Origin of the sequence: Streptomyces sp. NWU339 (assembly GCF_003143855.1) — a bacterium.
GTDB lineage: Bacteria > Actinomycetota > Actinomycetes > Streptomycetales > Streptomycetaceae > Streptomyces.
In genome coordinates this window covers 57578-82088 of sequence record NZ_QFRK01000033.1, presented here as the reverse complement: position 1 = coordinate 82088, position 24511 = coordinate 57578, and the positions used below count along the sequence as shown (strand labels likewise).

Genomic DNA, 24511 nt, shown 5'->3' with positions numbered 1-24511 from the left:
GATTCAGGCGGATTCGGATGATGTGGACGGGCGGAAGCGCCGGCGGTACTCGGCCGGAGCGGTGCCCAGGGCTTTCACGAAGGCGCGGCGCATCGCCTCGGGTGTGCCGTAGCCGCTGGCGCGGGAGACCTGCCCGACGCCGTCGGCCGTGTCCTCGAGGAGACGCCGGGCGTGCTCCAGGCGGACGCGCTCGACGTACCGGCCGGGTGTCGTACCGGTCTCCGAGTGGAAGGTGCGGGCGAAGTGCCGGGGGGAGAGGTTGGCGCGCTCCGCCAGGCTCTCGACGGAGAGGTCCCCGTCCGGGTGCTCGGTGATCCACTGCTGGACCTTCCGCAGTGGTTCGCGCCGCGCGGTCTGGACGGCGAGTTGGGCGCTGAACTGCGCCTGGTCGCCCGGACGCCGGAGGAAGACGACGAGATGTCGGGCGACGGCGAGCGCGGTGTCCCTGCCGTGGTCCTCCTCGACCAGGGCGAGCGCGAGGTCGATGCCCGCGGTGACTCCGGCCGAGGTGGCGATCCGGCCGTCACGTACGAAGATCGGGTCGGGGTCGACGTCCACGGCCGGGTAGGTCCTGGCCATGTGGTCGCAGACCGACCAGTGGGTCGTCGCCCGACGGCCGTCGAGCAGGCCGGCCTCGGCCAGCAGCAGCGCGCCGCTGCACACGGAGACGATGCGCTCGGCGTCCCGGGCGCGCTCTCGAAGCCAGTCGATCAGCCGGGGAGCCGGGTGACGGGTGCCGTTGCCGCCCGGGACGAGCAGGGTGTGCGGCACCTCGACCTCGCCCAGTGCGCGGTCCGGGACGACGGTGAGACCGCTCGAGGTACGGACCGGAGCCCCGTCGAGCGAGGCGGTACGGATCTCGTACGGGTCCCCGCTGTGGCGCCCCGCCCCCGTGAACACCTCCAGGGGGCCGGTCACATCGAGACTCTGCACGTCGTCGAAGACGACCACCAGCACCGATCTCCTCGTCATGGCGTTCATCCTCGGCGGGGAGCCGGGATGGCCGCAATGACGAGCAGCCCACCTTTCCTGCCGCCCCGGGGCCGCTGCCGGGGGCCGTGGAGACGGTGCCGGGGTTGTCTTCGTTTCCGCTCAGCGGAAGGATGCCGGGCATGGCAGGCAATTCCGCGAGGCCCGGGCGTTCCGTGACCAGTCGTGCGCTGGCGATCCTGGGGGCCTTCGACGGGCGGCACCGGCAGCTCAGCCTCACCGAGCTCGCCGCCCGCGCCGGCCTCCCGGTCCCGACCGCGCACCGGCTGGTCGGCGAGCTCGTCGCGTGGGGTGCGTTGAGCCGCACCGCGTCGGGGGAGTACGTCGTCGGGCGCCGGCTGTGGGACATCGGCCTGCTCGCGCCGGTGCACGCCGGGCTGCAGCAGATCGCTTCCCCGTACCTCCACGACCTCTACGGCGCGACCCTCGCCACCGTGCACCTCGCGGTGCGCGACGGCCTGCAGGCGCTGTACGTCGACCGGCTCTCCGGTCACGCCTCGGTGCCGGTGGTCAGCGCGATCGGCTCCCGCCTGCCGCTGCACGCGACGGGGGTCGGCAAGGTGCTGCTCGCGCACGCTCCGGCCGAGGTCCAGGACGAGGTGCTCGCCGACCTCCCCCGGATCACCCCCTACACGGTGAGCCGGCCGGGACTGCTGCGCGGCCAGCTCAAGAAGGTGCGCGAGGACGACTACGCCACGACGGTGGAGGAGATGAGCCTGGGCGCGTGCACGGTGGCCGTGCCGATCCGGTCGGACGGCGCGGTGGTGGCGGCGCTCGGCATCGTCGCCCCCAGTCTCAGACGCGACCGGGCACGGCTGGTCAGCGCCCTGCAGGTGGCGGCCCGGGGTATCGGCCGGAGCCTCACCGGACAGGTCGCCGGCTGAGCCCTCGGCCACGGGCCGGCCCGTTTCCTCCTTTGCGTCAGGTGCGTCAGGGCCCCCTGTGCCGGAGGCCCCCGAGGGCGTTCCGGCGGGCCGCTTCGGCCGTGCGGTTGAGCCGGTCGGTCATCCGTACGGCGGTGACGGTGAACGCGATGCCGACGCCGACGAGCAGGACCTGGGTGACGACGCCGACGACGCGGATGTCCTGGGTGGCGAGGGCGGCGGCCAGCATGACGGAACCGCCGGACGCCCAGGCGAACCAGATCCGCGCCTTCTCGACTCTGACCGCTGTCTGGAACTTTCGTTGGCCGGCCATGGCTTTCCCCCCGCGGTGGTGTCGCTCCTGAGCCGCATTGTGGCGCGTGGCGCCCTCCGCGCGCAGCTGTTCCGCAACCGCACCGGGGACGAGCGGGTACCGTTGACTCGTTCGCGAGGAATGCGAAGAACATCCGGGTCGATGGTCCCGGTGCCCGCTCGCCGGACGCGACACCGCGGAGGCCGCGCACCGCCGGTCCTCCCCGACGGGCGGCCGACCGGCGGACGGGTGGTCATGGACGGCCGGGGCACCGCTGCCGAGGAGGCGAACGATGCAGTGACCACACATCCCCGTCGCCCTTTCCCCATGTCATCCCGCCTGTTCGGGGGCCGGGCCGCACGCGCCGAGTCGGCCCGGCAGCGGGACCGGCGCGGCGAGGGATCCCGGCAGGCGCGGCCCCCCGGACGGCTGCGGTCCCTGCTCCGGGTCCGCAGCGTGGCCGGCCAGGTGTTCGTGCTTCAGGTCCTGGTCGTGATCCTGATCATCACCGCCGCGCTGGTCGCCCTCGTGTTCCAGGCCCGGCGTGACAGCCTCCACGAGGCCCAGACCCGGTCCCTGGCCATCGCCACGACGTTCGCGAACTCCCCCCAGACGCTGGCGGCGATGACCGGCCCCCACCCCAGCAAGGTCCTGCAGCCGCTCTCCGAGCGGGTCGAGCGGGCGACCGACGTGGACCTCGTCGTCGTGTACTCGAAGGACGGGGTCCGCTACACGCACCCCGACCCCTCGCTGATCGGGAAGGCCGTCACCGGCCCGATCAAGCCGCTGACCTCCCCTCGGACGCAGACCATCGAGACCGTCAAGGGACGCTCGGTGGTCGGGTACGCCCCGGTCACCGAGCCCGACGGGACACCGGTCGGCTCGGTGGGGGTCGGGATCACGATCCAGAAGGTGGCGGGCATGGCGGCCCAGCAGTTCCCGGTGCTCCTGGGGGCCGCGGGCGTGGCCCTGGCCATCTGCGCGGGCGGCACCGCTCTGGTGAGCCGGCGGCTGCTGCGTCAGACCCACGGTCTCGGTCCGGTGGAGATGACCCGGATGTACGACCACCACGACGCGGTGCTGCACGCGGTGCGGGAGGGGGTGCTGATCGTAGGGGGTGACGGGCGGCTGGTGCTGGCCAACGACGAGGCGCGGCGGCTGCTGGACCTGCCGCCGGACGCGGAGGGGCGGCAGGTGACCGACCTCGCGCTGAGCCCGGGCGTCGTCGAACTGCTGCTCTCCGAGCGGACGGCCACCGACGAGGTGCTTCCCACAGCCGACCGGTTGCTGGCGGTCAACAAGCGGAGCGCGGGGCCCGGCAACGGGAGCGCCGGGAGCGTGGTGACGCTCAGGGACACCACGGAGTTGCGGGCCCTGTCCGGTCGCGCCGAGGCCTCCCGGGAGCGCCTGAGCCTGCTCTACGACGCGGGGGCACGCATCGGCTCCTCCTTGAACGTGGAGCGCACCGCGCACGAACTGGCCGGGGTGGCGGTTCCGCGTTTCGCCGACCTGGTCACCGTCGACCTGGCCGAGGAGGTGCTGCACGGCGAGGAGCCGACCAGGCGGCACACCGTCATGCGACGGGCCGGGCTGAGCACCATCCACGACGACCTGCCGCTGATGGCGGTGGGCGAAACGGTTCGCTTCCCCGACGCCACACCGCAGGCACGGTGCGTGAAGAGCGGCCGCGCGGTGCTGGAGGCGGATCTGAGCACCGCCGAGGGATGGCGGACGCTGGCCCCCGACCGCGCGGAGGAGCTCCTGGGACACGGTTTCCACTCCCTGATCGCGGTACCCCTGCGGGCCCGCGGCACGGTGCTGGGCTCGGTGGACTTCTGGCGCTCGGAGCGGGCGGAGCCGTACGACGAGAGCGATGTGCTGTTCGCCGAGGAGCTGTCCGCCTGGGCCGCCGTGGCGCTCGACAACGCCCGCCGGTACACCCGCGAGCACGCGATGGCGGTCACCCTGCAACGCAGTCTGCTCCCCCGTGACCTGCCGGACCTGAGCGCGCTGGAGGCGGCCCACCGCTATCTGCCGGCCCAGGCCGGGGTGGGCGGGGACTGGTTCGACGTCATCGAGCTGTCCGGCGCCCGGGTGGCACTGGTGGTCGGGGACGTGGTGGGGCACGGTCTGCACGCGGCGGCCACCATGGGACGGCTGCGTACCGCGGTGCACAACTTCGCCACCCTCGACCTCCCGCCGGACGAGCTGCTGGCCCGGGTGGACGACCTGGTGGCCCGGCTCGACCGGGAGCGGGCGGACCAGGGTGACGACGAGGGAATCATCGGGGCCACCTGCCTGTACGTCGTCTACGATCCGGCCTCCGGCACGTGCAGCGCGGCCCGGGCCGGCCACCCGCCGCCCGCCCTCGTCCGCCCGGACGGCACCGTGACCTTCCTCGAGGTGCCCGCCGGTCCGCTGCTGGGCCTGGGCGACCTGCCCTTCGAGAGCACGGAGTTCGAGGTGCCCGAGGGAAGCCAGCTCGTCCTCTACACCGACGGGCTCATCGAGAGCCGCGACCGGGACATCGACACCGGTCTGGAGATCCTGCGCGGCGCGCTGTCCCATCCCGGCCGGACTCCCGAGCAGACCTGCGACGCGGTGCTCGAGGCCCTCCTGCCGAACCTGGGGAACGACGACGTCGCCCTGCTGGTCGCCCGTACCCGGGTGCTCGACCCCGAGCGGGTCGCCGACTGGGACGTGCCCCCCGAAGCCGCCGCCGTGTCCGGCGTCCGCGCCGACGTCACCCGGCAGCTGGCGGCGTGGGACCTGACGGACGCGGGCTTCACCACCGAGCTCATCCTCAGCGAACTGGTCACCAACGCCATCCGCCACGGCACCGTCCCCATCCACGTCCGCCTGCTGCGGGACCGCCGCCTGATCTGCGAGGTCTCCGACGGCAGCAGCACCTCGCCCCACCTGCGCCAGGCGGCGGCCACGGACGAGGGCGGACGCGGCCTGTTCCTCGTCGCCCGCTACGCCGAACGCTGGGGCACCCGGTACACGCCCACCGGCAAGGTGATCTGGGCCGAGCAGCAACTGGACGGCAGGGCGGGCGAACCCGGCGCCGCCCTGACCGGCGACGACATCCTCGACCAGTGGTCCGACGCGACCCTGTGACCGTTGCGACTCCCGCACCGTCTGTCCGCCGCCGGTTCCGGTGCCTCTGTCTCGGGGGCGGGGCGGGACCCGAGGACGACTGATGACGGCGATGCCGGCGGTGACGGCGGTATCAGCGGTGTCGGTCAGGAGGCGCTCGCGGAATCGTGAACACTTCGGGCACCCGTGTCAGCACCGGCCTCAGACGAGCGGGGCGGCGTGGGCCACCCCACGGTGATGCAAACCGGGCCGCCGGTAGGTGAGACGTCGTCGAGGTGGTCGGCGGTGCGGGCCACGGCAGGGTGCGGCGGGTGAGGGTGCTGCCGTCCTGGCGGACGCTCACCTTGGGGAAGCGGACGAACTCGTCGGTCCACGGCAGCAGGCGCCTTCGCGCGGGGACCGGGTCCCCAGGGTGCGGGATCTGCGGGAAGACCCGGCGCAGGGGCGCGTCCGCGAGGCTGCGGACGCCGTCGCCCGGCCGGGGCGCCCGGCGGGGCGGTCCGCATGCGCTCGGAGGACGCCCGCTGTCCCTCGGAGGACGTCCGCCGTCCTCACAGGAGGTCCTCGATCGTGATCGGCAGCTTGCGCACCCGGCGCCCGGTGGCGTGATGCACGGCGTTGGCGATCGCCGCCGCCACCCCGACCTGGCCGATCTCGCCGACACCCTTCACGCCCAACGGGTTGACGACGGCGTCCTCGACCTCGATGAGCTCGACGTCCACGTCCGGAGCGTCCGCATTGACGGCGACGAGGTACTCGCCGAGGCTCGAGTCGACCCAGCGGCCGGTGTCCGGCGCCGTGTGGTTGGCCTCCAGCAGCGCCTGCCCCAGCCCCCACAGCATGCCCCCCATCAGCTGGCTGCGGGCCGTCTTGGCGTTGAGCACCCGGCCCGGGGCGAAGGCACCGGTCATGCGCCGCACCCGGACCAGGCTCAGTTCCGCGTCCACCGCGACCTCGGCGAACTGGGCGCCGAAGGTCATCGTCCCGTAGGGGATGTCGTGGGCGGGCGGGTTCCACTGGCCCGAGGCCTCGACGTCCGGCTGGAACGTGCGTCGCAGCAGATCGGTGTACGCCTCGGACGCGGTCCCGGCGGTCATGACGCCGTCCCGTACCACGACGTCGACCGGGTCCGCGCCGTGCAGAGGTGAACCGGGGTCTGCCACCGCCTTGTTGATGAGCCGACCGCGCAGGGCGGTGGCGGCGCTGTGCACGGCCGCGCTGATCATGCCGGCGCCCGCCGAACCCACCGCGGCCGCGATGGTGGGCAGGTCGGTGTCCCCGTTCTCGAAGCGGCAGCGTTCCACGCCCATGCCGAGTCCGTCGGCGGCGACCTGGGTCATGACCGTGGCGACGCCGGTGCCGAAATCGGGGGTGGCGGCCTGGACGACCGCCGTTCCGTCGGCGTAGAGACGCGCGCGAGCGCGCTGCGGGTTGGCGAGCGGGGCGACGGGATACGCCGCGGTGGCCATGCCGGTACCGATCAGCCAGTCGCCCTCACGGCGCACGGCCGGCCGGGGATCGCGGCCGGACCAGCCGAACCGCCGGGCTCCGCGCTCATAGCACTCCCGCAGCCCGCTGCTGGACCAGGGGAAGCCCGACATGGCGTCGACGTCGGTGTGGTTGCGCAGCCGCAGTTCGAGGGGGTCCAGGCCGAGTTCGTGGGCGAGTTCGTCCATCGCGCACTCGAGCGCGTGCATGCCGGTCGCCTCACCCGGCGCCCGCATGAACGTCGGGGTCATGGTGTTGGCCCGGAACAACCGGTAGACGCCCTGGTAGGCGGGGCACGCGTAGATCTGCGACGAGACGCCGACGGAGGGTTCGGCCCAGTCGTCGAAGTGGGAGGTCGGGGAGAGTTTGTGGTGCCGGACGGCGGTCAGCCGGCCGTCGCGTGTCGCGCCGAGCGTCAGGTGCTGCTCCTGCTCCTCCCGATGGCCGACGGAGGTGAACATCTGCTCGCGGGTGAGGGCGAGCTTGACGGGCCGGCCGACGGCGCTCGCCGCCATCGCGGCGAGCGCCGGGTGGGCGTGGACCATCGCCTTGCAGCCGAAACTGCCGCCGACGTAGTGGCCGATGACCCGGATCCGCGACATCGGGACGCCGAGCAGCCGTGACACGGTCATCTGTGTGGCGTTGACTCCCTGGGTGGAGTCGTACAGCAGCAGGGTGTCGCCGTCCCAGTGAGCCGTGGTGCTGGACGGCTCGATCGGGTTGTGGTTGTTCGCCGCGTAGGTGTACGTCCCCTCCACCCGCACGTCCGCGTCCCGCAGTCCGGCCTCCACGTCTCCGCGCTCGATGTGCCCCGGTATCCACCCTCCGAAGATCCTCTCGGGCACGTAGGCCCGGTCCCGGCCCTGGTCGAGGGTGGTGATCGGAGCGGTCTCCTCGTACGAGACACGCAGCAGGTGCGCCGCGTGCTGGGCGCGTTCCCAGGTGTCGGCGACGACGAGCGCGATCTGCTGGCCGGCGTAGTGGACGATGTCGTCCTGCATCGGGAAGAACGTCTGTCCGGGTGCCGCCGTGCCGGCGAGCGAGGGCACCAGCGGCGGCTGCTCCGCGATCCTCGGCAGGTTCTCGTGGGTGAGCACCGCCAGTACGCCCTCCTCGGCCGTCGCGGCACTCGTGTCGATCCCGGTGACCCGTCCGGCGGCGATGCGGGAGCCGACCACGTAGGCGTACGCCATGTCCGGGAGGGGGATCTCGGCGGAGTAGTGCGCGCCCCCGGTGACCTTGGGGCGGCCGTCGACGCGGTCGAGGGGCTGTCCGATGGCGGACGGTGTCGTCGTGGTGCTCATGACGGGCTCCCGGTCCCGGCCCCGGGTCCGCGCTCGGACCCGGATCCCGTTCCGTCGCTCAGCAGGTCGAGGGTGCGGACGACGGCGCGCTGCGCGAGTTCGACCTTGAAGGCGTTCATGGGGGTCGGCCGGGCATCGGCCATCTCGACGCGGGCGGCCATGGCGAAGTTGTCCCGCTGGACGCGTGCGCCGATCAGGAAGTCCTCGGCCCGCCTGGCCCGCCAGGGCTTGGTGGCCACTCCGCCCAGAGCCATCCGTACGTCGGCGATCACACCGTCCACGACGGAGAGCGCGGCCGCGACCGAGACGAGCGCGAACTCGTACGACGTGCGGTCCCGGACCTTCAGGTAGTGGGAGTGCCGGGCGACGGGCGTGGCGGGCACCTCGATCCCGGTGATCAGTTCGCCGTGCTCCAGGGGGTGCTCCCGGTGCGGGGAGTCGCCGGGGAGGAGGAAGAAGTCGTCGATGGCGTAGGTGCGTTCGCCGTGCGGGCCCGTCGTGCGCACCTGGGCGTCCAGCGCGACGAGAGCCACGGCCACGTCCGAGGGGTGCGTGGCGATGCAGTGCTCGCTGGTGCCGAGCACCGCGTGACCTCGGCTGAAGCCCTCGATGGCCGAGCAACCGGTGCCGGGCTCGCGCTTGTTGCAGGGGGACTCCGCGTCGCGGAAGTACGAACAGCGCACCCGCTGCAGCAGATTGCCTCCCATGGACGCCATGTTGCGCAGCTGTGCGGACGCCCCCAGCTCCAGTGCCCGGGCGATCAGCGGAAAGCGCTCACGGACGACGGGGTCGGCGGCGACGTCGCTCATCCGGGCCAGCGCACCGATCCGCACCCCTCCTGCCGGGGTGCCCTCGACATCGGTCAGCGGGAGGTCGTTGATGTCGACGAGGCGGCGGGGGTTCAGCACGTTCTGGCGCAGCAGATCGACCTCGGTGGTGCCACCGGCGAGGAAGTCGCTGGTGGGGTCGGTGCTCACGGCGGTGACGGCGCTCGCCGTGTCGGTCGCGCGGAAGTAGGTGAGGGGCCGCACCGGGTGCCTCCCTACATGCGCTCGCGGGCGGCGCGTATCGCGGCCCGTATGTGGGGATAGGCGGCGCACCGGCAGATGTTGCCGCTCATCCACTCCTTGATCTCGTCGTCGTCCCCGGCGTGCCCCTCATGGACCAACGCCACGGCGGACATGATCTGGCCGGGGGTGCAATAACCGCACTGGAAGGCGTCCTCGGCGATGAAGGCCCGTTGCATCTCGTGCAGTTCGCCGTCCTCGGACAGCCCTTCCACGGTGGTGATCTCGTGGCCTTCACAGGTCATCGCGAGGGTGAGGCAGGCCAGCGCGCGCCGCCCGTCGACCCACACGGTGCACGCCCCGCAGGTTCCCTGGTCGCACCCCTTCTTGGCGCCCGTCAGGTGCAGGTGTTCACGCAGCGCGTCGAGCAGGCTGACGCGTGGCTCGATGTCCAGGGTGCGCTCGGTGCCGTTGACCGACAGACCGACCCTGACCGGGCCGGGTCCTTGTCCCAGCAGTGCTGCGTCCTGCTCGGTGAGGGTCGGGCCGCGTGTGGGCATGACGCACCTCCAGAAGAGCCGGCCTCTTCATTCTCCTGAACACCCGAAAGCGCCGCAAACGCCCGCGGGAGCGGCCACCGGACGGGGGGCGGCCGCCCCCCGCGGGCCACCACCGCGTCCCTCACCCGGCGCTCCGTTCGGCGGCGAGGCCGGCCGGGGGTCCGCCGGGTTCCCCGCGGGCAGGGCAGCCCGCGGTGATCCACCGTCCGGCGGATGCCCCGGCCAGCCGTACCGCACGGCTGGGAGAAGATCTGATCGTGAGCTCCCCGCTGGCGGAGGCCGTCTCCGTCGTTCTGCTCCTGGCGGTGCTGGCGTGCGCCGTCGTCCGCCCGTTCGGCTGGCCGGAGGCGGTCGTCGCCGTCCCGGCCGCGGGCGTGGTCATCGCCACCGGAGCGATCTCGCTGGACCACGCCCGCGACGAGGCCGCGCGGCTCGGACCGGTGATCGGCTTTCTCGCCGCCGTCCTGGTCCTGGCCCAGCTCTGCGACGACGAGGGCCTCTTCCACGCGTGCGGAGCGTGGATGGCCCGTACCGCGGCAGGTCGCCCGCGCCGCCTGCTGGTCCAGGTGTTCGCAGCCGCGTCAGTGATCACCGCGGTGCTCAGCCTGGACGCCACCGTCGTGCTCCTCACCCCGGTGGTCTTCGCCACCGCCGCCCGGCTCGGCGCCCGGCCCAAGCCGCACGTCTACGCCTGCACCCACCTGTCGAACACCGCCTCGCTGCTGCTGCCGGTCTCCAACCTCACGAACCTGCTCGCGTTCGCCGCCAGCGGACTGAGTTTCACCCGCTTCGCCGCCCTGATGGCCCTGCCCTGGCTGGTCGCCATCACCGTCGAGTACGTGGTCTTCCGCCGGTTCTTCGCCACCGACCTGGACGCCGGAGCCCGGACTCCCCCCACCGCCGAACCCCGTGAGCTGCCGGTCTTCGCCCTGGTCACCGTGGCCTGCACCCTGGCCGGGTTCGTCCTGACCTCAGCCCTCGGAGTCAACCCCGCCTGGGCGGCCTTCGCCGGCGCCGTCGTGCTGGCCGTGCGTGCTCTGGCGCGGCGCCGCACCAGGCCCACCGCCCTCGTGCGCGCCGCCGCGGTCCCGTTCCTCGTCTTCGTCCTGGCCCTGGGCATCGTGGTCCGCGCGGTCGTCGACAACGGCCTCGCCGCCGGCCTGGGCCATCTCGTTCCGGGCGGAAACGGCTTCGCGGCCCTGCTCGCCGTCGCGGCGCTGGCCGCGGTGCTGGCGAACCTCATCAACAACCTGCCCGCCGTGCTGGTGCTGCTGCCACTGACCGCACCGTCCGGGCCCGGTGCCGTCCTCGCGGTGCTGCTCGGGGTGAACATCGGCCCCAACCTCACCTACGCCGGTTCCCTGGCCACCCTGCTGTGGCGGCGCATCGTGCACGAACACGACAGCGACGTCGAACTCGGCGAGTTCACCCGGCTCGGCCTGTGCACCGTGCCCGCCGCCCTGCTGCTCGCGGTGGTGGCACTGTGGGCCTCACTCACCGTCATCGGAGGCTGATCACCATGAGAGTCATCGCCTGGATCACCGAGGGCACCTGGCCCTCCTGCGTCGACGCCGCCCGCAGCCACGCCCCCGAGGCCGCCGACATCGTGCTGCTGCACGTCACCGGCCCCGAAGCCCCCGGCGCCGCACACGGCGCCTTCGCCGGGCTGCTCGGCCGTGGCCGTCCCGAACGTGACCCCGGCACGGCGGTCGAGCACCTGGCCACCGCCTCCGCCGAGCGGCTCCTCGCCGAAGCCGCGCAGCGCCTGGCGCGTCCCTGTGACCGTGTCGAGCGCACCGGCCGCGTCGAGCGGGAAGTCGTGGCCGCCGCCGAAGGCGCCGACCTGCTCGTCCTCGCCCGCGACGGCGACCGCACCCATCTCGGACCTCGTAGTCTCGGCCCCGCCAGCCGCTTCATCGTCGACCACGCCCCCTGCCCCGTCCTCCTCGTCTGGCCCGAAACCGCCCCCGACGTCGCCACGCTCCCGCCACCGCCACCCCACCCGCCCCACCACCGGTAGCCGCAAGCACCGGGCAGGGGTCGTGGTCTTCCCGGGCGTCGGCAACGGTCTCCCCGGGCGCTGCTTCCGCCCGCTCGGCTCGGGCCCGGCGCACCGGCCGTCAGGACCAGTGTCTTTGAGCCACTTCGATCCGCTGATGGATGTGTGCCGCACACATCGCCAGTGTTCTCGTGTCACCTCTACTGTTCCGCTACCGCACGGACCGGCGCCTTGACCGGACCGCAAGCCCCAGGGAGCAGGTGCACATGATGCGAGCCCGTCAACGTGTCCTCCGGTGGTCCCCCGCCTTGATCCTCTCCGTCCTGGTGGCCCTGCTGACGTCGGCAGGTACCGCCCGGGCCGCCACTCCCCACACGGTTCCCCCGGTGTCGGGCAGTCTCACCCGCCACAACGTATCCGGCGTGTACGTCTCCGGAATCTCCTCCGGGGGCTACATGGCCGGTCAGCTGCACGTCGCCCACTCGAAGAAGATCAAGGGCGCGGCGATCTTCGGGGCGGGACCGTACTACTGCGCCCAGAACAACGTCTACCAGGCCCTGTACGGCTGCGGGGACAACCTCTACCCCACCTATACGAGCACTCTGACCTCGAGGGCCTCCACCTGGTCCTCCTACGGGTGGATCGACCCGGTCGGCAACCTGTCCGGCAGCCCCGTGTACCTCTACCAGGGCAAGAACGACACCACGGTGAAGCCCTCGGTCGGCGACGCCGGGAAGGCCTTCTACCAGCACTTCGGCGCGAACGTGACCTACGACAACACCTCCACGGCGGGGCATTCCTGGGTCACCCCGTACGGGCCGAACAGCTGCACCGCGAACAGCGCGCCGTACATGAACGACTGCGGCACCGACCCCCAGAGAGCACTGCTGCAGAAGCTCTTCGGCTCGGTCTCCTCCCCCAACACCGGGCCGCTGACGGGCAAGCTCATCAAGTTCGGGCAGAGCACCCACGCCGTCAACGGAATGGCGAGCACCCTGAGCATGGGCAGCTCCGGATTCGCCTACGTCCCCAAGTCCTGTGAGTCGGGGCAGAGCTGCCGCTTGATGGTTTCCCTGCACGGCTGCAAGCAGGGGTACGACACGATCGGTACGACCTTCGTCGACCGCGCCAACCTCAACCAGTACGCCGACAACAACAAGATGATCGTCCTGTATCCGCAGGCCACGTCGTCCTACGTGAACCCCAACGGATGCTGGGACTGGTGGGGCTACCTCGGCGCCACCAACTACCCCATCCAGGGCGGCGCCCAGGTCGAGACCATCATGAACATGGTCACCGCACTCGGCGGGTGAGACCCACGCGCCGGGGCGGGCCGGTACCGCAGGCCCACCCCGGCGTGTCGGCGCTCTCGGGGAACGCGACCCCGAGCCGGCGGTAGAAGGCGACAGAAGCGGCCATGGCGGAGACGACCATCCCGATGGCACGGACGCCGGCGACCGGCGTCCGGTTGGATGGGCGCATGGTCCGTACCGTGCGCCCACTGCTGCCGCTGCTGCTCGCTCCTCTGCTCCTCGCTCCTCTGCTGCTCACCGCCTGCGGCAGTGAGCCGGGGCAGCCGCGGGACACCGACGCCCCCGCCGCCGAACTCGTCACCCGCGCCAGGGCGTTGGGCATCGCCCCGGAGCTCGTCTACGTCATCGAGGCACCCGGGTTCGCGCTCGCCCGGCAGTCCGTCGGGGTGTACGGCGGGGACGGTTTCTCCGCCACGTACGTCTCGCGGCAGGAGGGCGGGCAGCTGCGGCTGTACGTCGACCGGGGCACGATGTCCGCCTCCGACTGCGCCACGGGGCAGCAGACGTGCGAGTCGGACGGGGAGGGAGTCTGGTACCGCTCCGGTCGGGGGACGCACGAGTACGCCGTGGTGAAGGAGGACCACGTCGTACGGCTCGAGGGCGATGCGGGCGTCTCCCGCGACGTCCTGCGTGAGGCGGCGCGGGACGCCCGTCGGCCGTCCGGTGAGGAGGTTGCCGAGCTGCTGCCGTCCGCGCCCGCCGACGGCGCGGCGCCGTCCGAGCCCGTCGAGCGCGGCGATCTGCCGCCGGCCGGGGACGGGGCGCCCCGCAACGACGTGGACGCGGGCGGCTGAGGGGAGGGCGGGCCGGTCTGCACGGGCTCGGGCGCATGTCGGCCCCCGCGCTCCTCATCCGCACCCGCACCACCGGCTACCGGCACGACTCCCTCCCGGTCGGCGTCACCGCCCTGCGCACCTCAGCGGCTTCGACGTCGATGCCACCGGTGATCACCCCTTGCAGGAGGAGTAGACGTCCAGGTCCTGCGGGTCGGGACGGAAGCGGTTCTCCCAGTCACCGGGGTAGGCGGCGACCAGCGCGGGCAGTTGGACCTTGACGTCGCTGGCCCACTCCTTGGTGAGGTACTTGCGCAGGGCTTCCCGGAGTTCGGCGCAGAACTCCGGCCGGCCCTCCCGCAGCCCGACGCCGTACCGGTTGATGGTCCCGAACGAGACGTCGGGGACCACCTTGAGGGGCACCTTGCTGCTCTTCTGCTGCTCCACGTATCCGTAGAGCAGTGCCTCGTCGGTGAACACCGCGTCGACGTCGCCCTGCTGGAGCTTTCGCACACAGGTCGAGTAGTCGATCTCGATGTGCGGTGTCGTGTCGGCGGGCAGTTGCGCGATGGCCGACGTCGAACCCGCGACCGTGCAGACCACCTTGCCCTCCACGTCCTTCTCGCTCCTGATGTCCCGGTAGTCCTCGCGGACCAGGAAACCCTGCTTGGTGACGAAGTAGGGGCCCACGAAGTCGACCTGCTCGTCCCGCTGCGGGGTGATGGAGTAGGTGGCGATGACCAGCTCCGACGCCGGCGACTCGCCGTCGAGTTCCTGCTCCCGCTCGGCGGACACCACGTCGTGGAACCTCGGTGTGAAGCCGAGCCGCTCTCCGAGGTAGGCGGCCAGGTCGACCTCGAAGCCGCGATCGGTGTGCTGGCTGTGGAGGTTGAAGCCCGGCTGGTCGTTCTTGCCGCCGATGTAGACGGTGCCGGTGGGGGACTTCTCGCCACCCCCGCAGGCCGCAGCGGTGAGCGACAGCAGGGCGGCCGCCGCGATCCGTGCGTACCGGTGGGGTGAGGGGCGGCGGGAGCGCGGGCGGCGCGGAGCGTGCGTCATGACGGTCACGGGCCTTTCCTAATCATCCAGTTGCGCCGAGGCGACGGACAGGTCCAGTTCGCAGCCCTGCTCCGCATGGAGCCGGACGGACAGTTCGATGTCGGTCGCCCCCGGTCCCAGGGCGAAGGCGAACTCCGTGCCGGCGGCCCCGGTCCGGGCCTGGTTCTTTCCGGCACTCGACTTGAGGGTCACGGTCAACTCGCTGCCGGGCGCGCACATCGGAGCGGCGGGGTCGTGCTGGACCAGGGCGAAGGTGATGCTCAGCCGCGGTCGGGGATCGTCGGTGTGCACGGAGGCGACGGCGGTCTCGCCGTCCACCAAGGGAGGGTCGAGGGCGAACTCGACGCGGTGCGTCACGTCCACGTGGCGGCTTTCCAGGAACGCCCACGTGCCCCAGGCCGGCAGTCCCACGGCCAGGACGGCCAGCGGAATCACCACGAGGACGAACGGCGGCCACAGCGGCGGCTCCCCGTCCGCGTTCCGGCGCCCGATGAGGGGCAGCATGGCGGCGCCGAAGGCCAGCAGGGCCCCGGCCGCCACACCGACCACCGCGGGATCCCCGCCGAGTGCCAGCCAGACGGCACCCGCCCCGAGGACGGTCACGAGATCGGCCACGAGCATCAGGACGAGCCCCCGCGTGTCCACGAGGGCGGTGCGCACCCGCTCGGCCGCACGCCTGAGCCACCCGGGAGGCGGCGGAGCGGAGTCGTTCGATCCGTCCGCCTGCACCGACACCCCCTGTGTGGCGTTGGTCACATCATTGTTCACGGGGGCAGCATAGGGGCGCACGGAGTAACACAACAGGACTTTCCGGAAAGATGGTTGAAGACGGCACGACGCGGCCCTTGTCGTGATCCAATGCGCTATGGGGCGGGCGACGGCCCGTGACTCGTGCAGGACGGCCGCTTCACCGGCCGCGTGGCCGTGCGGTGCTCGCGCGTTCCACCAGGCACGTCGACAGTTCCGTGCGGGTGCTCTCCGGGTGGTGGCCGTCCGTCATGCGCATGAGCAGGCACAGCGCCGTCGCCGCCGTCTCGGAGCGTGGCCTGCGGACCGTCGCCCACCGAACTCATTCATCCAAGGGCCTGCCCGGCGGATCATGTGAGAACTAGGCTGCGACGATGGAACGCTTGACCGACATGCCCGAGAGCTTCGCCCAGTCCGCCGATCCGATCCGGGTGAACGACTACGACGGTTTCGCCGAGGCGTACTCGGCGGAAACCGAGAACAACCTCGTGAACGCGTACTACGAGCGGCCCGCAATGTTGGCCTTGGCCGGAGACGTGACCGGCCGTCGGATCCTGGACGCCGGCTGCGGCTCGGGCCCCCTGTCCGCCGCACTGCGCGACCGCGGTGCCATCGTCACCGGCATCGACGCCAGCGCCGGGATGCTGGCGCTGGCCAGGCGACGGCTCGGTGACGACGTGGCCCTGCACCTGGTCGACCTGAGCGACCGCCTGCCGTTCGCCGACGGTGCGTTCGACGACGTGGTCGCGTCGCTGGTGCTGCACTACCTGGAGGACTGGGGGCCGACGCTGGCCGAGTTGCGGCGAGTGCTCAGGCCCGGCGGCCGACTGATCGCGTCGGTGGACCACCCCTTCGTGGCCTACACGATCCAGGATCCTCGGCCCGACTACTTCGCGACCACCAGCTGTACCTTCGACTGGACGTTCAACGGGCAGTCCGTCCCCATGAGGTTCTGGCGCAAGCCACTGCACGCGATGACCGACGCCTTCACCACCGCCGGCTTCCGCCTTGCCGGCATCAGCGAGCCGCAGCCCGACCCGGCCGCCCGTGAACTGTTCCCCGACGACTTCCACGACCTCTCAACCAGACCCACCTTCCTGTTCTTCGTCCTCGAGGTGCCGCCGTCGGCCACCGGCTCGGACGGCCGGCCAGCCGCGGAGCACTAGCGGAGCCAGAGCCGGATCGAGGCGACCGTTCGCATCTCGACCATCCACGAGTGGCTGTGACCAGCAGTCATGCGAAACCGGCCAGGGTGGCGCGTGAGCTTCAGGAATTCATGGCGGCTCGGTCGGAATCGCTGCGCAGAACGCAGAATTCGTTGCCTTCGGGGTCAGCAAGGACCGCCCAACCAGATCCATCGGGATTCCGGTGATCGGTGACGAAGGTGGCACCGAGGCCCAGCAGCCGTTCCACCTCCTGCTCGCGCGAGGTCTCAGGGCGCAGACACAGATGGATCCGGTTCTTGACCGTCTTGGCCTCGGGCACCTGGTTGAAGTGCAGCACCGGGCCCTCCGCCAGCAGCACCTGAATCTCCGGGTCACCCGGTCTGTCCTCCGGATGCAGCGGACGGCCGGTCACCCCGCTCCAGAACCGGGCCAGCTCATAGGCATCCGCACAGTCGATCGCCACGTTCTGCACTACCGAAACCATGCGCGCAAGCCTTCCCGACTTCCACTCCGGACGCCACCGAGTTGCGCTCTGCCTTCGCGCACAGCTCAGGCGCACGGCAGCACTCCCGAATGACCGGCTGAGCCGCCCGCCCGGCCCTTAATTGCCTTTCGTGCCCTGCCGAGCGGGAGCTAGTGTTCGCGCAGCGAGTGAGCGAGTGACTCACAAGGAGCGAAGACATGGTCGGTCGTCCGAGCACGCGTTGACGTCTGAGGCCGCGAGCGGCCTGTCATCGCGTGCTGCCCTCACAGCGCGGCACAGCGAGCCTTCGCTTCACGCTGCCTGAAACCGTCGGTACGCCTGGCGTGCGCCGGTCGGCGGCTCTCGTCTTCGGTCATCCGAGGGGTCCCTGTGCCGTCCTCTTCCTCCGCCCGATCCGATTCCGTTCGTCCTGCTCCGTCCAGCCTGTGGCGGGACGGCGACTTCCGCAGGCTCTGGGTGGGCCAGACGGCCTCCCAACTGGGCGAACACGCAAGTCTGGTGGTTCTGCCGCTCTTCGCCGTCCTGGCGCTCAACGCCGGTGCCGGCCAGTTGGGCGCCCTGCGCGCGGTGGGGCAGGCGCCGATTCTGCTGCTCTCGCTCTTCGTCGGCGCGTGGGTGGACAGGTGGCGGACCCGCACGGTGATGGTGCTGACGGACGTCGGCCGGGCCCTGGCGCTGGGCGCCGCCGCCGTGGCCGGCCTCCTCGGCTGGCTCGGCCTGCCGGCGCTGCTCGTGGTCGCCTTCACCGTCGGGGCCCTGTCCGTGTTCTTCGACGTGGCGTACCAGGCGTCCTTGGTAAGGCTGGTGAAACGCGATCAGTTGGTGCGGGCCAACAGCGCGCTCGAGGGCAGTCGGTCCGCGGCGCAGATCGGCGGTCCCGCCCTCGGTGGTGCGCTGGTGTCCGTGCTGTCGGCGCCGATCGCCGCCGCCTCCAGCGCGCTGTTCTTCACGCTGTCGTTCCTGTCGATCCGACGGATCGGTCGCCACGAGTCGATCCCGGAGCGCTCGGAACGTCCTCCTCGGGTCTGGCGGCGGATCCACGAGGGCCTCCGCTTTGTCGCCGGCGACACCTCGCTGCGGGCCGTGTGCCTCGCATCAGCCGCCTTCCAGTTCTTCTTCGCTGCTGTGATGACCGTCTATCTGCTGTTCCTGCCACGGGACCTGCACCTGTCGGGCACCGCCGTCGGGCTGGCACTGTCGGCGACGGGACCTGGAGCGCTCCTGGGCTCGCTGCTGGCCGCCCGCCTGCCGAGCCGGTTCGGACATGGCGCCGTGCTCGTGTCCGCGGCGGCACTCGGCGACGGCGTGTTCCTGCTTGTGCCCGCACTGCGCGGTTCCTCCGCGGTGACGATTCCCGCGCTCCTTGCGATCAGCTTCGTGTTCGGGGCCTTCGGTCAGCTGGTGAACGTCACGCTCATGGCCGTCCGGCAGACCCTCACTCCGGACGGGATGCAGGGCCGCGCGGCCGCGACGATCAACTTCGTCGGCATGGGGATGACCCCGCTCGGTTCGCTGCTCGGCGGCTTCCTCGCGGAAGGGTGGGGGACGCGCACCAGCCTCCTGGTGACAGCCGCAGGCATGCTGCTGTCACCGGCACTGATGGCCCTGTCTCCACTCGCCCGCCTGGGACGGACACTCCCCGCCCCGCCGGAGGCTCCGGCCCCGGCTGCGTGACGGCCCCTGTCGCCGCGAACAGCCGGCACGACTCCGTCAACGGTCGCAGCCGTCAGGCAAGCCCGGTCACCACCGCGCATCCTGCCAGCCCGGCCGACTACGCCGCTCAGCTCAATGCGGGTACTGCGCACCAGCCGGTGCGCCTGCTTATCTCACCGGCTGAGCACGTACCACTCGGGCGAATCCGTGTCTCCGAGCTGGTAGTTCAGCTTGGGACGGCCGGCCGTGCCGCTCAGTGTCCACTGCCCCGACCAGCAATCGCCGACATCGATGGTGACGCTCTGGAGCCAGGGATTGTCGTCCGGTTCGAACCTCCACGTGCCCGAGCCCTCACATCGCCCGTCCGGCGAGTCCACTCCGCCTTGGCTCCAGGTGCCGGTGGCCACCGCACGCCCTTCTCCGTCCAGCCGCAGCGTGCCGCCACGGCCGTCGTTCCACGTGCCGACCAGGTCCGAGGCGTGGACCCGGGGCGGTGCGTACTCGTCCACCAGCCCGGTCCCGTAGGCCAAGGACCCCACGGCGACCACGGCGGCCGCCGACAGCAGGCCGACCCCGACGATCGTCCCGTACGGGCGTCCACGGGTGAGGGCCCACCGCGTCAGCAGCGTCACCGTCGACAGCGCCGCCGTGCCGGACGGCCACACCCACAGCCAGGTCTCCAGGCCGTCCCCCGTCGCCGCCGGCCACAGCGCCACGGCGGCCGCCCAACAACCGGCCACCGCCAGAATCCACCACTCCACGTGCCGACCGGCACACCGCCGCCCCGCCCACACGGCGACCGACAGCGTCGGCAACACCCCGAACAACGTGCCCAGGAACGCCACGGGAAGACCGAAGCAGAAGAGGAAAGGAAGCATCAGCAACCCGGTGCCGGGACCATCGCTGCGCATCGGAGACTCCCCTGCCATCTCCACGAAGCCCACGATCTCCACGGCCGTCGGAGCCATCATCAGCACCGCCACCATCGAAACGGAGATCGGCTGCGGCCCCCGCAAGCCGCGCGGGCTCCCCGACTCCTCCACACGCAGCCCCGGCGACCGCTTCACCCCGTCGCTCACATGCCCCTCCCCCGCCCGGCGTCATCCTCCCACCGGAGCCATCGGCAGCATTTGTGACCTGCGACCTCAGCGATTACGGAGCTCGGGTACCGCACCATCCGCCGTACCCGACTCACCTGAGCCGAAGCACGCTGGTTGTCACCATCGGCCTCCGTCGACCTGCGGCTTCGATCAGGCAAGGCACGGCGGATGTCACCAGGTCGGCACGCTGCACGTCCGTTCAGCTGAAGGGAACGGCGTCCTCCGGGGCGGTGTGCCAGTTGGTGACGATCGGGCGATCGACAGTGATGGTGCCGACCGGCAGGGAAACCGGGTTGGGGTCGTCGTCACCGATGGCGACGATGATGCTGTCCAGTTCCTTGCCGCCGTTTCCGTTGGTGGTCTTCGGGTTCACCCCGGCGTAGGCGGTGGTGCTCCCGCTCAGCTTGATCTGCTCGCCGACGGCCTGCTCCGCGGGACCCGCCTGGGTGCCGTCGGATCCGAACGCCACGGTCGGAAGCGCGGCGGGCAGGTAGCAGGTGATCCCCGGCTTCGCCTTGGCGATGATCAGGATGTATCCGCCGGCCTGGGTCTCGGACCTGGTGCTCCAGGAGATGTCGTTGGCGCCGCAGCTCTGCTCGACCGGCTCCCGCTTGCCGTTGCCGGTGTCGGCGCCGGAGCCGGCCCCGTCCGCAGTTCCCTTGCCCGGGGCGTCGGAGCCCTTGCCGGTGCCCTGGTCACCGCCCGCGGTCGACGAGCCGGACGGGGTGACCGCATCGCCGGCCGGAGTGGCGGACGAAGAACCCGGCGCAGCGCCGGTGTCCGTGGCCGCGTCCGAGTCCTGGCACGCCGTCATCAGCATGGCGCCTCCGACGAGGGCCACGGAGACGAGTAAGGCCTTGCGACGGTTGCCGAACATGAAATCCCCCTGGTGATCAGTGATTGAGGCCGAAGCGGTTTCGGCTTCTCGGTGCTTGCTTGTCCACTATGAGGGGGCTACGAGCCGAGGAGATCCCGGCGTCTTCGTTCCAGGACATCGCTGTCACAGACCGGTGACACGATCACGAAGTGGAAGAACCGGGATCAGTCCAGTGCACCCCGTTCGGTGGTCCTGGTGACAACACGCCTGCCTTTTCGCCGCGTTCGCGGCAGATGGCGTAGGTGAGACCATCCCTGCGGGTGCGGGGAGCAGCACCATGAGTGCGACCGAGGTGACCCACTGCTCCCCGCACCCGCGGGGATAGTTCCATCTGACCGGACGGGGCACGGTGAAGGTGAACTACTCCCTGCACTCATAGAGAGTTCCGACAGTAGTTGAGCCGTCACCCCTGCAGTCTGCTCGCCGACGCCATGGGTTTTCACACGACCTCACCGGCTGGCGGACGGCCCCGCACTTGATGATCGGTGGGCACGGGGTCGTCATCGACCTTCGTTGTGTGGCTCAGGCGCCCAACTCATCACGTACTACGGCGGTGACGAAGGAGGTCCAGGTTTTCGCAGCCAGAACGAGTACTGGGCTGTCCGGCGTCTTGCTGTCGCGCACGGGAACGACGGGGAGCCAGTCATCAGAGACTTCAAGGCAGGCGCCGCCGTCTGGATTGCTGTAGCTGCTCTTGCGCCACGTCACGGCACCCGGGTCTATGGATCGCACGGCGACTCCTCCAACATGCGCAGGATGAATTTCCGCGACTCGGCAGGGGACATGGCCTTGTCGCGCACCACATCGTAGGCACGCTGCAGACGCTCGATCCGAGTGTTTTCCTCGATGAGTTCACCCTCGTGCGCGTTCTCCGTGTAGGCCACGGGGCGACCGTCCGTGAGCCGCAGGAACCACACGTCCGTGGCAACCAACCCATGCACCCCTGCCCTCTGGGGCAGCACCTGAACTGTCACGTTCTCCCGCTCGGCCACCTCAGCCAGGCAGGCGAGTTGAGCCCGCCACTCCCCCTCGTCCTGCAACGGCGTACGCAGGACCGCCTCGGCGAGAATCGTGCGAAACGGGGGTGATGCTTCACCGTCCAGCAGTTCCTGCCGCCCGATCCGGGCCTTGATCTGTTGCTCCAGCTCTGCTCCTCGGCTCCCGCCCGCTGCCAGCACCTCCCTGGCGTATCCCGGTGTCTGCAGCAGCCCCGGCAGCACACTCACCGCGAAGTGCCACAGGCTCACCGCCTCGGCTTCCAGCGCCATGTACCGGCGATACCGCTCACGGAACTGGGTATGGTCCCCAGCGGCCAGCTCCCAGAGGGCGAGCAGGAGCCCCGGCGTCCCGTAGTACTGGTCCAGCGCCTGGACTACCTCAGGACCGCCCAGAGTGTCGCCCTTCTCCATCTTTCCGAACAGCGACCAGTCCCAGCCCATCCGCTCCCCGAGTTGTCGCAGACTGTCACCCCTTGACGTCCTCAACTGCCTTAATTCTTCAGCGAATCGCTGGCGCGGTTCCTGACTGCGGCCTGTGACGATGCGGCGCTGCGGCAAGGTGACTCACCTCCGTGGAACGTGTGGCACATGCGCTTTCGAGAGGGGAACCCGACCGTGCCTACGGCGCGTCGCGCCTCACCCCGACTGCATTCTCGTAACGCACTGACTACGCAACGTAATACGTGGTGCTGGGCAATGTGGCCGAATCGCGAATCTGCACGGCCACACCCGCTCCTCACCCGTTCCGAACGGAAGGACCCCCATGCCGACACACCACCCTGCCCCCAAGCTCCAGGAAGCCACCGACGCCCGTGACGCCCTTGCCGCCGCTCTCACGCGGGCCGGCATCCAGCTCCCCGCGATGGACGTCCGTACTCCCTGGGGAGACGTGTTGCCCGAGGAGGCTGAGGAGCGGACGGCGGGTGCGGTCGAAGGCCACCGTGTTCCCGCCAGTGCCCGGTACGCGCTCGTGCACCTCGGTGTCTGCTCGGCGCCCGTCGCCCTGGCCCTCGCCGCCGTCATCGCGAGGGGCGCCGACCAGTGAGCGGGCCGAGTTCCGACGCCTCCGCGCCCGGACCCGCTCCTCCCCCAGCCGGCACCGCCGTCCTGGACACCGAGCGCGATCGTGTCGGTGTCGTCATAGGGCATGAAGGGCCGTATCTTCAGCTCCGCCCGCTGCCCGGTGGGCGGGAGTGGGACGCCGACCCGAGCCGAGTCCGGCCCCTCACTTCGGAGGAGTTGCTTCGCGTTCGGCTGGCCGAGGCGAATGCCCGCAGCAGGACGGGCCTCAGTGTCCAGCGGCTCCAGCCGTCCCTTGAGTGAAGGGAGGTCCGCTGACTCGCCTTGGCCGTCGGCGCGCCGGGCCTCGCCACTGTGTCCCAATGAACCGTGCGGTCGCACCGGCGGTCCAGGAGGGTGCGGCCGTGGCCCACGGTCAGCAGGATCGCGCCCGTTGCGGTGCGGTAGTCCTCGACGGCCTTGACCAGGGCGGCCGTTGTCGAGGCGTCGAGCATGGCGGTCATCTCGTCGCAGATCAGTCGGCGGGGGCACAGGACCAGTGCACGGGCGAGGCAGTCGCGTTGGAGTTGGCCGTCACTGACCTCGTTCCACGTACCCGCGGGGATGGTCCCGGTTCCGGCGACCGACGTGGGAACACCTGCCCTTGCCGGACACGGCGCCCGAAGCCGACCGCGTGGATCGACGTCCCGGGATCGACCACGTGCGTCGCGGCTGGGTCTGTGGTCATCGGTCCCGCGTTCGGTCAGCGCGGTTCTCGGATGCCGTCGATGATGCGGGTCCAGTTGTCGCCGCCGTGTCCGTCCTCGATCGCGCGTCGATAGTGGGCCTGCACGGCCCGGGGAAGCGCGAGGTCGAGGCCGAGTGACGTGCTGGTCTCGACAATGTGGTCGGACGTCGCGCCCATCATGGTGACCGTGCTGAGGTCGCCGGGGTGCTCTCCGGCGTCAAGCGCGACGCCGGGGTTCTCTTCACCGGCCCTCAGGATGTCGCCTGTCGAGTCCGCGAAGGAGAGCAACTCCGGCAGCGCTTCCCCGGCCTTGGTTCCTGCGGTGCCCAGCATCGCGGTGGCGTGCATCAGTCCGGACAAGGTGGTGAGGAACACCGTGAGTTGGGCTTGATACATCATCTGGGCGAGGCCCGGGTCCTCGCCCAGATACTTGGGTGTTCCCAGCAGGGCCAACGTCGCCAGGTGGCGCTGCATCGCGTCGTCGGGGCCGCTGTAGTAGACATGGGCTGCCTCCGTGCCGACCATCGGCGCGGGGACCATGACACCTCCGGTGAGGAAGGTGGTGTCGTGGCCCGCTGCCCAGGTTGCCGCCTCGCGTGTGGCGTCGGGAGTGTCGGAGCTCAGGTTGACCAGCGTCCGGCCGGCGAGCGATCCGGTGGCGCTGTCGAGGACGTCGTACATCGCCTGGTAGTCGGTGAGGCTCAGGATCACGAGGTCACTCGCTTCGACCGCCTCGCTGGGTGTCGCCGCGAGCGTCGCTCCGTCGGTGACGACGCCGTCGGCCCGACTGGCGGTGCGGTTCCAGACGGTGACCGGGTGGCCGGCAGTGAGGAGGGTGCGTGTCATCGCCTGGCCCATCGGGCCGAGTCCGATCACGGTGACAGCGCTGTTCTGCCTGGTGGTGAGGTTCCGTTGTTCGTTCACTCCTCCATCCTCGAAGAACGCCACTACTCTCGGAAGTACCCACTGTT

The 24511-nt window shown here is 70.9% G+C and carries 23 protein-coding genes and 2 pseudogenes; 10 read left to right on the top strand and 15 right to left on the bottom strand.

What is annotated here, in order from left to right:
* Positions 1-3: 3 nt before the first annotated feature.
* A complete protein-coding gene (locus tag DIZ27_RS30290) occupies positions 4-972 on the bottom strand; it encodes a GlxA family transcriptional regulator (protein WP_109381627.1) in 969 nt (322 codons plus the stop codon).
* Positions 973-1112: 140 nt separating this feature from the next.
* Between DIZ27_RS30290 and DIZ27_RS30285 the strand changes: the two genes are divergently transcribed.
* Entirely contained in the window at positions 1113-1874 is a 762-nt protein-coding gene (locus DIZ27_RS30285) for an IclR family transcriptional regulator (RefSeq protein WP_109381626.1), read from the top strand.
* A 46-nt stretch (positions 1875-1920) separates the two neighbouring features.
* Here DIZ27_RS30285 and DIZ27_RS30280 read toward each other — a convergent pair whose 3' ends face one another.
* On the bottom strand, positions 1921-2187 hold the full coding sequence (locus DIZ27_RS30280; RefSeq protein ID WP_109381625.1) for a hypothetical protein: 267 nt from the start codon (positions 2185-2187) through the stop codon (positions 1921-1923).
* Positions 2188-2493: 306 nt separating this feature from the next.
* On the opposite strand from DIZ27_RS30280, the gene DIZ27_RS30275 reads away from it, so the two are divergent.
* A complete protein-coding gene (locus tag DIZ27_RS30275) occupies positions 2494-5286 on the top strand; it encodes a SpoIIE family protein phosphatase/ATP-binding protein (RefSeq protein WP_109381624.1) in 2793 nt (930 codons plus the stop codon).
* 530 nt (positions 5287-5816) lie between these two features.
* Here the strand turns inward: DIZ27_RS30275 and DIZ27_RS30270 are convergent.
* Genes DIZ27_RS30270 through DIZ27_RS30260 form a run of 3 tightly spaced genes read right to left on the bottom strand, consistent with a single transcriptional unit; the run spans position 5817 to position 9624 of the window.
* Complete coding sequence (locus tag DIZ27_RS30270) at positions 5817-8057, bottom strand: xanthine dehydrogenase family protein molybdopterin-binding subunit (protein WP_109381623.1); 2241 nt, start codon at positions 8055-8057, stop codon at positions 5817-5819.
* Positions 8054-9088, bottom strand: a complete 1035-nt coding sequence (locus DIZ27_RS30265) for a xanthine dehydrogenase family protein subunit M (RefSeq protein ID WP_109381622.1) — start codon at positions 9086-9088, stop codon at positions 8054-8056. Before DIZ27_RS30265 ends, DIZ27_RS30270 begins: the two co-directional genes overlap by 4 nt.
* 11 nt (positions 9089-9099) lie before the next feature.
* A complete protein-coding gene (locus tag DIZ27_RS30260; RefSeq protein WP_109381621.1) occupies positions 9100-9624 on the bottom strand; it encodes a (2Fe-2S)-binding protein in 525 nt (174 codons plus the stop codon).
* Positions 9625-9881: 257 nt separating this feature from the next.
* Between DIZ27_RS30260 and DIZ27_RS30255 the strand changes: the two genes are divergently transcribed.
* The 3 genes from DIZ27_RS30255 (at position 9882) to DIZ27_RS30245 (ending at position 12936) form a co-directional block, all read left to right on the top strand.
* Positions 9882-11138: an SLC13 family permease gene (locus DIZ27_RS30255; protein ID WP_109381620.1), complete on the top strand. Its 1257-nt coding sequence runs from the start codon at positions 9882-9884 to the stop codon at positions 11136-11138.
* Positions 11139-11143: 5 nt separating this feature from the next.
* A complete protein-coding gene (locus tag DIZ27_RS30250; protein WP_109381619.1) occupies positions 11144-11644 on the top strand; it encodes a universal stress protein in 501 nt (166 codons plus the stop codon).
* Positions 11645-11931: 287 nt separating this feature from the next.
* Positions 11932-12936, top strand: coding sequence for a PHB depolymerase family esterase (locus tag DIZ27_RS30245; RefSeq protein ID WP_219933664.1), 1005 nt, complete (start codon positions 11932-11934; stop codon positions 12934-12936).
* A 43-nt stretch (positions 12937-12979) separates the two neighbouring features.
* Here DIZ27_RS30245 and DIZ27_RS30240 read toward each other — a convergent pair.
* A pseudogene (locus DIZ27_RS30240) lies at positions 12980-13105 on the bottom strand (glyoxalase); the annotation flags it as partial.
* Here DIZ27_RS30240 and DIZ27_RS30235 point away from each other — a divergent pair.
* Positions 13104-13730: a hypothetical protein gene (locus DIZ27_RS30235; protein WP_109381617.1), complete on the top strand. Its 627-nt coding sequence runs from the start codon at positions 13104-13106 to the stop codon at positions 13728-13730. The pseudogene DIZ27_RS30240 and the gene DIZ27_RS30235 sit on opposite strands and share 2 nt — an antisense overlap.
* 153 nt (positions 13731-13883) lie before the next feature.
* Here DIZ27_RS30235 and DIZ27_RS30225 read toward each other — a convergent pair whose 3' ends face one another.
* The 3 genes and pseudogenes from DIZ27_RS30225 to DIZ27_RS47515 all read right to left on the bottom strand — a co-directional run.
* Positions 13884-14768 (bottom strand): transporter substrate-binding domain-containing protein, encoded by an 885-nt coding sequence (locus DIZ27_RS30225; protein ID WP_258308605.1) that lies wholly within the window; start codon positions 14766-14768, stop codon positions 13884-13886.
* Between the two features lie 18 nt (positions 14769-14786).
* Positions 14787-15536: a hypothetical protein gene (locus DIZ27_RS30220; RefSeq protein ID WP_146229015.1), complete on the bottom strand. Its 750-nt coding sequence runs from the start codon at positions 15534-15536 to the stop codon at positions 14787-14789.
* Between the two features lie 139 nt (positions 15537-15675).
* A pseudogene (locus DIZ27_RS47515) lies at positions 15676-15825 on the bottom strand (LacI family transcriptional regulator); the annotation flags it as partial.
* A 64-nt stretch (positions 15826-15889) separates the two neighbouring features.
* On the opposite strand from DIZ27_RS47515, the gene DIZ27_RS30210 reads away from it, so the two are divergent.
* Positions 15890-16681: a class I SAM-dependent methyltransferase gene (locus DIZ27_RS30210; RefSeq protein WP_109381614.1), complete on the top strand. Its 792-nt coding sequence runs from the start codon at positions 15890-15892 to the stop codon at positions 16679-16681.
* A gap of 100 nt (positions 16682-16781) precedes the next feature.
* On the opposite strand, the gene DIZ27_RS30205 is transcribed toward DIZ27_RS30210, so the two are convergent.
* Entirely contained in the window at positions 16782-17165 is a 384-nt protein-coding gene (locus DIZ27_RS30205) for a VOC family protein (protein WP_109381613.1), read from the bottom strand.
* Between the two features lie 369 nt (positions 17166-17534).
* Between DIZ27_RS30205 and DIZ27_RS30200 the strand changes: the two genes are divergently transcribed.
* Positions 17535-18839 (top strand): MFS transporter, encoded by a 1305-nt coding sequence (locus DIZ27_RS30200; protein ID WP_309074919.1) that lies wholly within the window; start codon positions 17535-17537, stop codon positions 18837-18839.
* Positions 18840-18991: 152 nt separating this feature from the next.
* On the opposite strand, the gene DIZ27_RS45960 is transcribed toward DIZ27_RS30200, so the two are convergent.
* The 4 genes from DIZ27_RS45960 to DIZ27_RS30180 form a co-directional block, all read right to left on the bottom strand.
* Complete coding sequence (locus tag DIZ27_RS45960; protein WP_181383752.1) at positions 18992-19897, bottom strand: hypothetical protein; 906 nt, start codon at positions 19895-19897, stop codon at positions 18992-18994.
* Positions 19898-20117: 220 nt separating this feature from the next.
* Complete coding sequence (locus DIZ27_RS30190; protein ID WP_109381611.1) at positions 20118-20795, bottom strand: DUF4232 domain-containing protein; 678 nt, start codon at positions 20793-20795, stop codon at positions 20118-20120.
* A 522-nt stretch (positions 20796-21317) separates the two neighbouring features.
* Positions 21318-21527, bottom strand: a complete 210-nt coding sequence (locus DIZ27_RS30185) for a DUF397 domain-containing protein (RefSeq protein ID WP_109381610.1) — start codon at positions 21525-21527, stop codon at positions 21318-21320.
* Positions 21515-22351, bottom strand: a complete 837-nt coding sequence (locus tag DIZ27_RS30180; protein WP_109381609.1) for a helix-turn-helix transcriptional regulator — start codon at positions 22349-22351, stop codon at positions 21515-21517. The genes DIZ27_RS30185 and DIZ27_RS30180 overlap by 13 nt, the downstream gene beginning before the upstream one ends.
* A 205-nt stretch (positions 22352-22556) precedes the next feature.
* Between DIZ27_RS30180 and DIZ27_RS30175 the strand changes: the two genes are divergently transcribed.
* Both DIZ27_RS30175 and DIZ27_RS47510 read left to right on the top strand, forming a co-directional pair.
* Positions 22557-22838 carry a hypothetical protein gene (locus DIZ27_RS30175; protein WP_109381608.1) on the top strand — a complete coding sequence of 94 codons (282 nt, stop codon included), beginning with the start codon at positions 22557-22559 and terminating at the stop codon, positions 22836-22838.
* On the top strand, positions 22835-23116 hold the full coding sequence (locus tag DIZ27_RS47510) for a hypothetical protein (RefSeq protein WP_109381607.1): 282 nt from the start codon (positions 22835-22837) through the stop codon (positions 23114-23116). Before DIZ27_RS30175 ends, DIZ27_RS47510 begins: the two co-directional genes overlap by 4 nt.
* Before the next feature lie 439 nt (positions 23117-23555).
* Here the strand turns inward: DIZ27_RS47510 and DIZ27_RS30160 are convergent, their stop codons facing one another.
* Positions 23556-24464 (bottom strand): NAD(P)-dependent oxidoreductase, encoded by a 909-nt coding sequence (locus DIZ27_RS30160; RefSeq protein WP_109381606.1) that lies wholly within the window; start codon positions 24462-24464, stop codon positions 23556-23558.
* Positions 24465-24511: the final 47 nt, after the last annotated feature.